A 13,564-nucleotide genomic window follows, 5' to 3' on the forward strand; every position below is an offset into this window, starting at 1 on the left:
GCGCGACCCGTACCAGGGCTCCGCTAGCTCAGTGCAACAGTAACTGAACTGAAACCCTGGACCGCTGCACCTGGGCGCCCTCGCCTGTCGATGCCAGCGGAAGCGGTGGCTTGCGACAAGGAGGACTGCCGTCGTGACTCTTGGCCGTCTTCGTTCAGGCTTCCCTGCGCCCCGAATGGACGCTTTGGGTGCGTTTGATGCTGAAGCTTGCCGAAATACATGAACTCTGCTTCACTATTGCGTGTGGAGGGGAGTATCCCCGAATGCTTCGTCGTCAGTCCGGCCGCCCCTGAGCGGCCCGGCGAAGCAGGCTCCTGCGGGAGCCGGGAAAGACCTCCGGTTGGTTAATCTGACTGGAAGTGGGTTCCCTGATGAACGTTCCCCTGTGGGGCTGGCTGGCTGTCCTTCTCTTTATCGTCCTGATGCTTGCGATTGACCTCTTTGCCCACCGCAAAGCACACGTGATCGGCGTGCGGGAAGCAGCGCTCTGGTCCGCCGTCTGGGTGGCCTTTGGTGTTGGCTTCGGTGTCATGGTGTGGCAGGTGTTCGGTGCCGAGTTCGGCCAGCAGTACTTTGCCGGCTACCTGATTGAAAAGTCCCTCGCCGTGGACAACGTGTTTGTTTGGGCCATCATCTTCACGTACTTCGACGTACCGCGGGAGTACCAGCACCGCGTCCTGTTCTTCGGCGTCCTGGGGGCACTGGTGTTCCGGGGCATTTTCATTGCGGCCGGTGCGGCGATTATCGCCAGCGCAGGATGGGTGCTCTACCTGTTCGCAGCCTTCCTGCTCATCACCGGCTACCGGATGATCCGGCACCGGAACGACCATGTTGATCCGGAGAAGTCCCGGGCGCTGATGTTTTTCCGCCGGCATGTGCCCATGACGGATGACTTCCACGGGCAGCGGTTCCTGATCCGGCGCCGCGGGGTCCTGCTGGCCACTCCGCTGCTTGCGGTCCTGGTCCTCGTCGAGGTGACGGACATCATCTTCGCCGTTGACTCCATTCCTGCCATCTTCGCCGTTACCGATGACGTGTTCCTGGTGTTCACTGCGAACGCGTTCGCCATCCTGGGCCTTCGTGCCATGTATTTCCTCCTGGCGGACCTGATCCACCGGTTCATCTACCTGAAGACCGGCCTGGCGCTCGTCCTGATCTGGGTGGGCATCAAGATGTTCCTGAAGATCGATGTCTTCTACATCCCCACTCCGGTTTCCCTCGCAGTGATTGCCGCGATCCTTGCCGTGTCGGTAGCGGCCAGCCTGTGGGCGACACGGGGCCAGGAGCGCCGGGCCCTGCCCCGGCCTGAGCGCGCGCCGTTTGGAACCGCCTCCCCCGAGGACCTGGAGGCCTTGGAACCGCTGTGGCGGCGCAGGGAGCCAAACAGGTCGGAGCATCTGTGACACCGAACCAATGGAGCGTCCATGACAGCTGAACGTGCCGCCGCGAGCCGTCAGGAGGCGCCAGGTCCAGGCAGGCCTGCCCGGCCCGCCTGGACCTTCCTCACCAACCACGGGCATGTCCTGCTGTCCGTGGCACGGGAGCCCGACATCCTGGTTACGGATATCGCGGAGCGGGTGGGCATCACCACCCGGGCCGCCCTGCAGATCCTCAAGGACCTCGAAACTGCGGGCTATCTGCAACGGACAAGGGTAGGGCGCAGAACCCACTACACCATCCGGCCCCACCAGCACTTCCGGCATCCCGCCACTGCGGCGCAGGAAGTGGACGGCCTGATCCGCCTGTTCACAGAGCCTGCGCCGGGCGGTGGTCCGGCGGCGCGGGCGGAACCGTAACAGCCACCACCTGCATGCTTTGCCGACGTCCGGCCGGACCGCCGAATGCAGGTAATCTTAGAGAGTTCCGCGGCCGGCACCGGCCCGGACACTGATACTTGCAAGCGGTTAAGGCGAGGGTGATGGTCTACATCTGGAACGATCCGTCCGAGGTCCCGGCGGACTTCGGCCCATCTGTGGTCACCATCGGAAACTTCGACGGCGTGCACCGGGGACACCAGCAGGTCCTGTCCGAGCTGGTGCGCACGGCACGGATCACAAAGTCCAAAGCGGTTGTTGTCACCTTCGATCCACACCCTGCCCTGGTTCACCGCCCCGAGTCCGCGCCCGAGCTGATCATGGGGCTGCAGGACAAGCTGGAGGCGCTGGGGGAGTTGGGCCTGGACGCCATCCTGGTCATGAAGTATTCACTGGACCTGGCCAGCCTCACCCCTGAAGAATTTGTGGAGCAGTACCTGGTGGACTGCCTGCACGCCGGCCATGTTGTTATCGGCCACGACGTACGCTTCGGCCGCGGCAACTCAGGGGACCTGGACACCATGAAGGCCCTCGGCCAGAAGTTCGGGTTCGAGGTGCAGGTGATCAGCGAGTTCGGCTCCGAGGGTTACCCCCTGCATGACGACGACGGGACGGACCGCCGCTGCTCCTCCACCTGGGTGCGGGAAGCCCTCCAGGAGGGAGACGTTGCCACGGCTGCCGCCGTGCTGGGCCGTCCGCACCGCATGCGCGGCGAGGTTGTCCATGGGGCCGCCCGCGGCCGTGCCCTTGGTTTCCCCACCGCCAACCTCGCCAGCAACGCCAGCGGCCTGGTCCCTGCCGACGGGATCTACGCCGGGTGGCTGGTGGACCAGACTGGAACGCGGTGGCCTGCGGCAATCTCCGTGGGTTCCAACCCCACGTTCGACGGCGTCAGCCGCCAGGTGGAGGCCCACGTGATCGACCGGCCCAAGGAGGACGTGGAGGACTTCGATCTCTACGGCCAGACAGTAGTCGTGGAATTTGTAGCCCGGCTGCGGGGCATGGTGGCCTACCGTGGGCCGGAGGCACTCGTGGAGCAGATGCGCCTGGACGTCATCCAGGCCCACGGGCTGCTGGCCAGGCGCTAGGGCGCCACCAACGAAAGGCTGTACCCGTGTCCGTCGAGAAGAACACCCGGAAGCTGGACAAGGGGATTGTCCGCGACTTCAGCTCACGGATGAGCTACGCGTCCTACCTGCAGCTGCCAACCCTCCTGAGCGCGCAGCAGCCGGTCAGCAAGCCCGAACACCACGATGAACTTCTCTTCATCATCCAGCACCAGACCACCGAGCTGTGGCTGAAGCTGGTGCTGCATGAACTGCGCAGCGCCGCGGCGTGGCTCCGGGCAGATGACCTGGGGTCGGCGCTCAAGGGCATTGCCCGGGTGAAGCACATCCAGAAAACGCTGACCGAGCAGTGGTCCGTGCTGGCCACCCTCACCCCCACCGAGTATTCCCAGTTCCGCGGCTTCCTTGGCAATTCCTCCGGCTTCCAGTCGAGCCAGTACCGCGCTGTGGAGTTCGTGCTGGGCAACAAGAACCGAAAGATGCTCCCGGTGTTCGAGTCGGACCCGGAGGCGCACGCCATGCTGGAGGAACTGCTGGCAGCACCCAGTATCTACGACGAATTCCTCGCCTACCTCGCCCGGCAGGGCTTCGACGTGCCGGCGTCGGTCCTGCAACGGGACGTCACGAAGGCACACGAGTACACCCCGGAACTGGTGCCGCTGTTCAAGCACATCTATGAGAACGCCGCGGACAACTGGGGCGCGTACGAGGCGTGCGAGGAACTGGTGGACCTTGAGGACAACTTCCAGCTGTGGCGCTTCCGGCACCTGCGGACCGTCCAAAGGACCATCGGGATGAAATCCGGAACGGGCGGATCCAGCGGCGCCGCGTTCCTGCAGAAGGCCCTCGAGCTGACCTTCTTCCCGGAACTTTTCGCAGTCAGGACGGAGATCGGACAATGACCATCCAAGGGGAGAACCCAGCTGCACCAGCGGCGGCGCCATTGCAGCAGCGCGCCGCCGACCTCGACCGGGAGGATCCGCTGGGGCACTGCCGCGGTCACTTCATCGGCACGGACACACCCCTGTCCTACCTGGACGGAAACTCGCTGGGCCGGCCGCTGAAGCGCACTGCCGAGGACATCGCCGCCTTCATCCGCGACGACTGGGGTGGGCGGCTCATCCGCGGCTGGGACGAGCAGTGGCTGGGCCTGCCGCAGTCCATCGGCGACCAGCTGGGAAGGGCAGTGCTGGGCGCCGCGCCGGGCCAGACCATCATCGCCGACTCCACCACCGTGGTGCTCTACAAGCTGATCCGTGCAGCCCTTGCCGCTGTAGCGGATCCGGACCGCAACGAACTGGTCCTTGACACTGAAAACTTTCCCACGGATCGGTACCTCGTCGAGGGCATTGCCCTTGAAGAGGGCCTGACCCTGCGCTGGATCCAGGCGGACCCGGCCGCGGGGGTGACCGTTGACCAGGTGCGCGAGGCAACGGGGCAGCGCACCGCCGTCGTACTCCTCAGCCAGGTCGCCTACCGCTCGGGCCATTTGGCGGACCTTCCCGCCATCACCGCAGCAGTGCACGACGCAGGGGCCCTGGTGGTGTGGGATCTTTGCCATTCGGCGGGGTCGGTGGAGATCGACCTGGACGGTGCCGACGTGGACTTCGCGGCCGGCTGCACCTACAAGTACCTTAACGGGGGTCCCGGCTCGCCTGCCTTCGCCTACGTCAATGCCCGGCACCTGCCCGCGCTGAACCAGCCCATCTGGGGCTGGATGGGGCGGAAGGACGCCTTCGGGATGGCTGCCGGCTATGAGCCGGCGCCGGGGATCCGGGGGTTCCTCAGCGGGACGCCGGCGATCTTCGGGATGCTGGCGATGCGTGGAACCCTGGACCTGATTGAGGAAGCCTCCATGGCTGCCATTCGGGCTAAATCGGAGAAGCTCACAGCCTTCGCCGTCGAGGTGTTTGATGCCTGGCTGGCGCCGCTGGGAGCTGAACTTGCCTCACCGCGGGATCCCGCAGAACGCGGCAGCCACATTACGGTGGACCATCCGGATTTCACCAAGGCAACGGTGGAGGCGCTGTGGGAAGGCGACGTCATCCCGGACTTCCGCGCCCCCCGCGGTATCCGCGTAGGCCTGTCGCCGCTGAGCACCAGCTTCGGGGAGGTTCTCCAGGGCATGGAGGCGATGCGGGACCGCCTGCAGGGATAACGACGGCCCCTGCAGCGACCGACGGAGTGCGGTTTCGACAACATTAGGCAGTGGCCGGTAAACTGAACGATGGATCCGGCTGCAGTCCGTGGCGGCTGGTTCCTGTTGCGTACGGCCCGCACCGGTTTTCCGGCAGGGGCCGCAGCGGCAGACCCGGCAGTGAGTTACTGACCTGGGCCCTCACGGCACATCCCAAGGAGTTATTGTGGCACTTGACGCCGCTGTAAAGCAGTCCATCATCAAGGAATACGCAACCGGCGAAGGCGACACCGGTTCACCGGAGGTCCAGGTTGCAGTCCTGACCCAGCGGATCAAGGATCTGACTGAGCACATGAAGGAGCACAAGCACGACTACCACACCCAGCGCGGTCTGCTGGCCATGGTTGGTCGTCGCAAGCGCATGCTGAGCTACCTCAAGAAGACTGACATCGCCCGCTACCGTTCGCTCATCGAGCGCCTCGGCCTGCGCCGCTAGTCGGACTTAGGGGCGGCCCCTTCCGCCATGGAACGGGCCGCCTTCTTCAAATGAAAAACTAAACAGGAGGATCAACCGCATCACGCATTCGCGGTCCTCGGTAGTGATCCCCGGGAACGGCTTCCTTGAGTGAAGCCCCGGCCCGTGGGTCTCGATCGATGACCGGGTGCAGGGCCAGTAGACAGATGCTGGCTGGGTTGATGCGGCTGGACTTCCGTAAAAATGAAACGGAGGTGACTCTCTTGGAGGGTCCCGAAATCCAGTTCTCGGAAGCAGTCATTGACAATGGCCGTTTCGGCAAGCGCGTAATCCGCTTCGAAACCGGCCGCCTTGCCAAGCAGGCAGCCGGCGCAGCGATGGTGTACATCGACGACGACACCGCGCTGCTGTCCGCCACCACCGCCGGCAAGCACCCGCGTGAAGGCTTTGACTTCTTCCCGCTGACGGTCGACGTCGAAGAGCGCATGTACGCTGCCGGCCGCATCCCGGGCTCGTTCTTCCGCCGCGAAGGACGCCCGTCCACCGAAGCCATCCTGGCCTGCCGCCTGATGGACCGCCCGCTGCGCCCCGCCTTCATCAAGGGCCTGCGCAACGAGGTCCAGATCGTGGTCACCGTCCTGGCGATCAACCCGGACGAGCTCTACGACGTGGTGGCCATCAACGCCTCCTCGATGTCCACCCAGCTGTCCGGCCTGCCGTTCTCCGGCCCCATCGGCGGCGTCCGCGTTGCCCTGGTTGCCGACGAAAACGGATCCCAGTGGGTGGCGTTCCCCAAGCACTCGCAGCTGGAGAACTCCGTCTTCAACATGGTGGTAGCCGGCCGTATTGCCGGTGACGACGTCGCGATCATGATGGTCGAAGCCGAAGCCACGGACAACTCCTGGAACCTCATCAAGGAACAGGGCGCCACCGCCCCCACGGAAGAGGTTGTTTCCGAGGGACTCGAGGCTGCCAAGCCGTTCATCAAGGCACTCTGCGACGCCCAGGCCGACCTCGCCGCCCGCGCTGCCAAGCCCACCGTCGAATTCCCCGTGTTCCTGGACTACGAGGACGACGTCTACGCCGCTGTCGAGTCCGCTGCCGCCGAGAAGCTGGCCGCTGTCTTCCAGATCGCGGACAAGCAGGAGCGCGACAACGCTTCCGACGCCCTGAAGGACGAGGTCACCGCTTCCCTGGCCGGCCAGTTCGAGGGCCGCGAGAAGGAGCTGTCCGCAGCCTTCCGCTCGGTCACCAAGCACGTTGTGCGCCAGCGCATCCTCAAGGACCAGATCCGCATCGACGGCCGCGGCCTGACGGACATCCGCCAGCTCACCGCCGAGGTCGAGGTCCTGCCCCGCGTCCACGGTTCGGCCATCTTCGAGCGCGGCGAGACCCAGATCATGGGTGTCACCACGCTGAACATGCTGAAGATGGAACAGCAGATCGACTCGCTGTCGCCGGTGAAGACCAAGCGCTACATGCACAACTACAACTTCCCGCCGTACTCCACCGGTGAGACCGGCCGCGTCGGTTCGCCGAAGCGCCGCGAAATCGGCCACGGTGCGCTGGCCGAGCGCGCGCTGGTGCCGGTCCTGCCGTCCCGCGAGGAATTCCCGTACGCCATCCGCCAGGTGTCTGAGGCTCTCAGCTCCAACGGTTCGACGTCGATGGGTTCCGTCTGCGCCTCCACCCTCTCGATGCTGAACGCAGGTGTGCCCCTGAAGGCCGCCGTCGCCGGCATCGCCATGGGCCTGGTCTCTGACCAGGTGGACGGCCAGACCCGCTACGCTGCGCTGACCGACATCCTTGGTGCTGAAGATGCCTTCGGTGACATGGACTTCAAGGTTGCCGGTACCTCCGAGTTCGTCACGGCCATCCAGCTGGACACCAAGCTCGACGGCATCCCCGCTTCCGTGCTGGCAGCAGCCCTGAAGCAGGCCCGCGAAGCACGCCTCCACATCCTCGAGGTCATCAACTCGGCCATTGACACCCCGGACGAGCTCTCCGAGTTCGCACCGCGCGTTATCGCCGTGAAGATCCCCGTGGACAAGATCGGCGAGGTCATCGGCCCCAAGGGCAAGATGATCAACCAGATCCAGGAGGACACCGGCGCCGACATCTCCATCGAGGACGACGGCACGGTCTACATTGGCGCCACCAATGGCCCGTCTGCAGAAGCAGCACGTTCCGCCATCAACGCCATCGCGAACCCGCAGGTCCCGGAAATCGGCGAGCGCTACCTGGGTACGGTCGTCAAGACCACCACCTTCGGTGCCTTCGTTTCGCTGACCCCGGGCAAGGACGGCCTCCTGCACATCTCCGAGCTGCGCAAGCTGGCCAACGGCAAGCGCGTGGACAACGTTGACGACGTTGTCTCGGTGGGCCAGAAGGTCCAGGTGGAGATCACCAAGATCGACGACCGCGGCAAGCTCTCGCTCGCCCCGGTGGTTGCCGAGGAAGAAGGCGCCGAGGTTGAGGTTGAGACCGAGCGCGCCCACACCACGGAGCCCGCTGAAGGCGCTGACATCTAGCATTCCGCCATGCGGGCGCAGCCCGCGGCAAGCATGAATCGGCGGGGCCGGTGGATGATCCACCGGCCCCGCCGCTGTTACGATGGCAGCCAGATCCCGGCTGCCCCTTTCGAAAGGCCTCAATGACTGTTGTACCCCTGCCGCTTGAGCAGAACCACCGCGGCGATACCCTGGTCCACGGGGCCGACGGCGGCTCCGAAGTCCGGCGTTCGGTGCTGCCCGGCGGAGTGCGGGTACTTACCGAGGCGATGCCCGGGCAGAGGTCGGCCACGATCGGGTTCTGGGTGGGCGTCGGTTCCCGCGACGAGGCGCCCGGCCAGCACGGCTCCACCCATTTCCTTGAGCACTTGCTCTTCAAGGGCACCAAACGCCGCACCGCACTGGAGATCGCCTCGGCTTTTGACGAGGTTGGCGGCGAGTCCAATGCGGCCACGGCCAAGGAAAGCACCTGCTACTTCGCGCGGGTCCTGGATACCGACCTGCCGATGGCTATCGACGTCATCGCGGACATGATCACCGGCGCCGTCCTTGATCCTGCTGAGATGGAGCAGGAACGCGACGTCATCCTTGAGGAAATCGCGATGGACAGCGATGACCCTACGGACGTCGCCCATGAGAACTTTGTTGCGGCCGTCCTGGGAAGCCATCCCCTGGGCCGCCCCATCGGCGGCACGCCGGACGCCATCCGGGCGGTGGCCCGCGATTCCGTCTGGGAGCACTACCAGCGCTATTACCGGCCGGATGAACTGGTGATTACCGCCGCCGGAGGCCTGGAGCACGACGTCGTCTGCGGCCTTGTGGTGGAAGCGCTTGAGTCTGCGGGCTGGTCCCTTGAGTCCGACGCTGCGCCAGTGGAACGCCGGTCCACGGAACGTGCCCTCATCACCGGGACGGCCGGGCTCCACGTCGTCAAACGCGCCGTTGAGCAGGCGAACATCATCATGGGTTGCCCCACGATCGTGGCCACGGACGAACGGCGCTATGTCATGAGCGTCCTCAACGCCGTGCTGGGCGGGGGAATGTCCTCACGCCTGTTCCAGGAGATCCGCGAGAAGCGCGGCCTGGTCTATTCCACGTACTCCTTTGCGTCCTCCTACGCGGATGCCGGCTACTTCGGTATGTACGCCGGGTGCACGCCGTCCAAGGTGCGCCAGGTACTGGACCTGCTCGCAGTTGAGCTGGACAAACTGGCGGAGCACGGCATCTCCGAGGACGAACTCCGTAAGGCCGTGGGCCAGCTGGGCGGCGGGATCGTATTGGCCCTGGAGGACACTGGTTCGCGGATGTCCAGGCTTGGCCGGGCAGAGCTTGTGTCCGGTGAGTACCAGGACATTGACGAGACCTTGCGCCTGATCAAGGCTGTAACCACCGATCAGGTCCAGGAACTTGCGGCCGAACTCGCTGCCGCTCCCCGGACTGTGACCGTGGTCGGACCTTTCGAGGAGACGGAAACGTTCGGCCTCTGACGGCGGAACAGCAGGATGGGCTCGTCAACGGCAGGACTTGGCTCTGGAGGTGAACGGACAGTGGAACGGACCCCGCCTGGCCGCGCGCCGAAAGCTTTGGCTGGCTTCCTGGGCCACTGGCGGGGGATCACCCGGTTCGCCGCCGGTCCTTGGGGTCCTGAACGGGCGGTCGACGCCGAAGTAACCTACACCCCGGTGGCCGGCGGATCGGCCGTGGTCCAGAGCTACCGCCACCTGGAGCCGGACGGCACGCATTTCGAAGGTCACGGAATCTTCACCGTCGATCCCGACCACCAGGACGTTTTCTGGTACTACGTGGACAACGCGGGCCCGGCACTCGCCGCTGCAGCCCGCTGCACGTGGCAGCATGGCGCCCTCAGGGTGGAACGCGAGGGCGGTGCCGGGTGGACCCGGCACACCTTGAGGGTCGACGGCGGTGTGCTGACGCACGTGACAGAGCTCCGTACACGGGGCGGGAAGTCCGCAGAACAAGGCGCCGGCATGCCCGACGGGACGGGCTCGGCTTACGTTCCGTTTTTGACGTCATCGTTCCAGCGGGCTGACAGTTCCAGGTGACTGCACAACGGAACGGCATCTGACACAACAGGCTGCATTTGCACCTTATACAACGCGTTTCATTTACCGCATTCCCAGTCAGGTTCCAGGCGGCCTCAGCAGAGCAGCACGTCCCACTCCCACTCCTTGAGCGGGTCCTCGGGCAGCTTTGGGGGCCTGGCATAGAAGTCGACCCACACGGGATCGTCGGGCGAAAAGACCTCGGGATCCTCAAGATTGCCAGCGACTGGTTCTTCAAGCGGAGGTTCCCCGCCTTGGAATCCAGGTGTTTCCGGTGCACCGGGAAGGAGCCCGGGAGGCCATTGTGCTGGTTCCCGGTCGTGGTGTTCCGCCTTGTAGAGCCTGCCGGTAGGTGAGGTCCAGCCGGGCGGTTCGGTTTTGGTGGCCGGGGTGGGTTTCCAACCGCTGTTGTGTTTCAGGCGGTGATGTTTTGGGCAGAGAAGGGCCAGGTTGCTGACCCCGGTGTTGCCGCCGTGCTGCCAGGCCTGTAGATGGTCCGCCTCGGTGTCCAAAGTCCGGTTGCTGCAGCCAGGGAAGGTGCATTTGCCGTCCCTGAGCTGTAGGGCCTTTTTCATGGCTTTGGTGAGGCGGTAGCCGGCCCGGCCGATTTCGAGGGGTGCGCCATCCCGGGGGTCGACGAGGACCCGATGGAACGAGTGTGCTCCGTCGGCGAGGAGTTTGCGGGCCATCGAGGCAGGGATAGGCCCGTAGCCGTCAAGGTCTGCGGGTTCGTCGGTGAGGCCAAGGAGTGAGAACACCGGGACGGTGACGAGGACTTGGGCGTTCGGGACCGGGACGTTACCGAGATTGGTGAACGCGGTGCCGGTTTCAGCGCCAGCCCCCGCAGCGACATCCCCGACCGTTACCCCGGCAGCGTCTGTGCCGCTGGTTCTGGCAGTGGCATCTGGCTGGTCATTGACAGACAGGGAAGCCAGCCCAATGGGGGTGCCGGTGTCTTCTGCAACGCTGCCTTCTACTGTGCTGCCTTCTACACCGCTGGCTCTTGCCGTGCCGGTTCTTCCTGCGCGGGTACCCGCTCCGGAGTCAGTACCCGCGGCGTGGCCAAGGGCCGGTCCTGCGCTGAGGAGCAGGTGGGCGGCGACGTCGGGCCGCATTTGCGCCAAGGTCCGGGTTTCTTCGGGGCCCTGGAGACCACGGGCGAGGGCGGTGGTGCGGTTCCAGATGGCGCTTGCGGTGTCGGCTGGCAGATAGAGCGAGAGCCAAGCCATGCCGTCGCGGTCCGGGGTGCATTCCATCCGGCGGTCCGCGGCGCATTTGATGTGGCGTTTCTCCAGGGTCTCGGGGTGGTGGCGTTCACGCCAGGCGCGGACCCTGGCGCGGAACCGGTGAGGCACGAGTTCACCGGCGGCGGCTCCCCGGGCCGGTTTAGGGGCGTCGGGATCGAGGAAGCGCGCGACGAGGGCGGCGGCCCCGGCGGGGCCGAGGGTGTCGGTTTCGTCGGCGAGGATTTTGGCGTGCTGCCAGGAGATGGTCCCGGCCGCCAGGGCATCCATGGCCAGGGGCAGGGTGGCGAGCTGGCGGGCTTGTGTGACGAGGGCCCCGACGGCGGGGGAGCTGAGGGTCAGGACCCCTGCGATTTCCTCAACCGCCGACATCTCGGTGTAGGTCCGTTCGTGCACGGGCGCGTCCGGCGGGGTCATGGCGTGCTGGATCCCGATGGCCTCTACCGCGTCCCCGGCCTTCACTGCGGCGACCTGCGCTTCAAGTTGCTTCGCCACGGCCATCCGCTCCAAACGGATCTCATACCTGCGCTGCAGCACATCGACTCCAGCTCCCGCACCAGTGCCGGCTTCCAGGGCGGCATCTTCAAGAAACAGCGCATTCATGCGGGCGGTGGAGGCCGTAATGCCCTCCATCGCCGGTGCCGTGCCCGGGCTGGTTTCCATACGGACATCATCCATCGAGGCACCGACATTTTGAGCGGGCGACGAACCAACCGCCAACGGCGAACCCTTTAGAGGCAACAAGCCCGCCCAGGAGGATCCTTCCAGGCGGCTGCTGAACAAGGTGGCTGTTGGGGCGGGCGGAACGCCACCAATGGGCCGTCTCGCCTAGCCCCCGGCAAACGGAGGCAGCACATCCACCACGTCGTCAGCCTTCAACACAACGGCGCGGTCCCTCACCGCCACCTCATTAAGCAGGAAGCTGCTGCGTGACAAAATGCGGGCCAGCGGGGGAGTGCCGGCAGGCGGTTCAGGCCGCTCCACGGAAAGAACTGCCTCCAGCAGATCGGTAACAGTGGCGCCTGCCCCCAGCTCGAAGCGCTCTTCCTCCACGCCCGCCGCAGCGCGTGCGGCAGCGAAGTAACGTACGTTCAAAAGTTTCAGCCCCCGATGGCGCTCATGCTGCGGTCCGGTTGGACGAAGTCCGGTGCGTCAAGTCCCACGTGGTCCATTCCGTGGGCTTTTGGCTTGATCCACATGGCGTCCTGCCACCGCTGGGCAAGGTCGTCATCGCTGGCGCCCGTCCGCAACAATCCCAGCAGGTCGAACTCTTCGCGGGAGAACAGGCAGCTCATGATCTTGCCCTCGGCCGTGATCCGCGTCCGCCGGCAGTCTGAACAGAAGGGCTCGGTCACCGAGGCGATAATCCCCACGGTGCCCAGCGCGGGACCGGAGGAACCGTCAGGCCCAGCCTCCCGCCGTCGTACTTCAAAGCGTTCCGCCGGGGCGCCGTCCCGGGCGCGGGGATCGGAGCTGAGTACAAAGTCGGACGACAGCAGCTCGCGGATCTCCGCGGCCGTGATCATGTTCCGCCGGGTCCAGCCATGGTCGGCGTCAAGCGGCATCTGCTCAATGAAACGCAGCTCGTAGCCGCGCCCCAGCGCCCACGCCAGCAATGACGGCGCCTCCGTATCGTTGATGCCACGCATCAGTACTGCGTTGAGCTTGACCGGGCCAAGACCTGCCGCCCAGGCAGCATCAACCCCGGCCAGCACCTGGTCCAGGAACGGCCGCCGGGTCAGCTGCGTGAAGGTTTCCTCGTGCAGGGAATCCAGGGACACGTTGATCCGGGTCAGTCCGGCCGCCTTCAGCGCTGCTGCCTTCTTCGCCAGCCCCACACCGTTGGTGGTCATCGAAATGGGCAGGTCGGGATGGTTCCGGCGGAGAGCGGCGATGATCTCCACCAGATCGTGCCGGACGAGTGGTTCGCCGCCGGTAAGCCGCAGTTCGCGCACCCCCAGCTGGTCCACGCCGATCCGCACGATCCGTATGATCTCGTCCGCCGACATCACTGCCTGCTTTGCGAGCCATTCCAGGCCTTCGGCGGGCATGCAGTACGTGCAGCGGAGGTTGCATTTGTCCGTCAGGGACAGCCTCATGTCCGTGGCCCGGCGGCCGTACCGGTCCACGAGCCCGGCGGGAGCGTCGGCGGGGCGGGCCGCGGGGACGGATGGCAGCGCTGTGGCCGCTTCCTCCCGTGGCTGCGGCATACCTAGCTGGACACTCATGAATTCAGGCTACGCCACGATGGGCT

Annotated in this window: 12 protein-coding genes; 9 read left to right on the forward strand and 3 right to left on the reverse strand. The window is 65.4% G+C overall.

From position 1 onward, the window contains the following. Positions 1 to 371 precede the first annotated feature (371 nt). The 9 genes from FHJ30_RS07695 (at position 372) to FHJ30_RS07735 (ending at position 10,066) form a co-directional block, all read left to right on the forward strand. On the forward strand, positions 372 to 1,403 hold the full coding sequence (locus FHJ30_RS07695; RefSeq protein ID WP_139028709.1) for a TerC family protein: 1,032 nt from the start codon (positions 372 to 374) through the stop codon (positions 1,401 to 1,403). A gap of 21 nt (positions 1,404 to 1,424) precedes the next feature. Continuing rightward, positions 1,425 to 1,796, forward strand: coding sequence for a winged helix-turn-helix domain-containing protein (locus tag FHJ30_RS07700; RefSeq protein WP_139028710.1), 372 nt, complete (start codon positions 1,425 to 1,427; stop codon positions 1,794 to 1,796). Between the two features lie 122 nt (positions 1,797 to 1,918). Further along, on the forward strand, positions 1,919 to 2,902 hold the full coding sequence (locus tag FHJ30_RS07705) for a bifunctional riboflavin kinase/FAD synthetase (RefSeq protein WP_139028711.1): 984 nt from the start codon (positions 1,919 to 1,921) through the stop codon (positions 2,900 to 2,902). A gap of 26 nt (positions 2,903 to 2,928) precedes the next feature. Continuing rightward, positions 2,929 to 3,783, forward strand: a complete 855-nt coding sequence (kynA, locus tag FHJ30_RS07710; protein WP_139028712.1) for a tryptophan 2,3-dioxygenase — start codon at positions 2,929 to 2,931, stop codon at positions 3,781 to 3,783. Then, positions 3,780 to 5,039: a kynureninase gene (locus FHJ30_RS07715; RefSeq protein ID WP_139028713.1), complete on the forward strand. Its 1,260-nt coding sequence runs from the start codon at positions 3,780 to 3,782 to the stop codon at positions 5,037 to 5,039. The genes kynA and FHJ30_RS07715 overlap by 4 nt, the downstream gene beginning before the upstream one ends. Positions 5,040 to 5,244: 205 nt before the next feature. Then, a complete protein-coding gene (rpsO, locus tag FHJ30_RS07720; RefSeq protein ID WP_013600532.1) occupies positions 5,245 to 5,514 on the forward strand; it encodes a 30S ribosomal protein S15 in 270 nt (89 codons plus the stop codon). A 242-nt stretch (positions 5,515 to 5,756) separates the two neighbouring features. Continuing rightward, a complete protein-coding gene (locus tag FHJ30_RS07725) occupies positions 5,757 to 8,024 on the forward strand; it encodes a polyribonucleotide nucleotidyltransferase (protein WP_139028798.1) in 2,268 nt (755 codons plus the stop codon). A 122-nt stretch (positions 8,025 to 8,146) separates the two neighbouring features. Then, positions 8,147 to 9,490 (forward strand): pitrilysin family protein, encoded by a 1,344-nt coding sequence (locus FHJ30_RS07730; protein WP_139028714.1) that lies wholly within the window; start codon positions 8,147 to 8,149, stop codon positions 9,488 to 9,490. 60 nt (positions 9,491 to 9,550) lie between these two features. Beyond that, positions 9,551 to 10,066 (forward strand): DUF1579 family protein, encoded by a 516-nt coding sequence (locus tag FHJ30_RS07735; protein ID WP_240793628.1) that lies wholly within the window; start codon positions 9,551 to 9,553, stop codon positions 10,064 to 10,066. 95 nt (positions 10,067 to 10,161) lie between these two features. Here the strand turns inward: FHJ30_RS07735 and FHJ30_RS07740 are convergent, their stop codons facing one another. From FHJ30_RS07740 to moaA, 3 genes are all read right to left on the reverse strand, one after another. Beyond that, positions 10,162 to 11,973 carry an HNH endonuclease signature motif containing protein gene (locus FHJ30_RS07740; protein ID WP_240793629.1) on the reverse strand — a complete coding sequence of 604 codons (1,812 nt, stop codon included), beginning with the start codon at positions 11,971 to 11,973 and terminating at the stop codon, positions 10,162 to 10,164. Between the two features lie 165 nt (positions 11,974 to 12,138). Then, complete coding sequence (locus FHJ30_RS07745; protein ID WP_139028716.1) at positions 12,139 to 12,405, reverse strand: MoaD/ThiS family protein; 267 nt, start codon at positions 12,403 to 12,405, stop codon at positions 12,139 to 12,141. Between the two features lie 5 nt (positions 12,406 to 12,410). Then, positions 12,411 to 13,538, reverse strand: a complete 1,128-nt coding sequence (gene moaA, locus FHJ30_RS07750) for a GTP 3',8-cyclase MoaA (protein ID WP_171058960.1) — start codon at positions 13,536 to 13,538, stop codon at positions 12,411 to 12,413. Positions 13,539 to 13,564: the final 26 nt, after the last annotated feature.

This window comes from Arthrobacter sp. BB-1, from assembly GCF_006151685.1.
GTDB lineage: Bacteria > Actinomycetota > Actinomycetes > Actinomycetales > Micrococcaceae > Arthrobacter.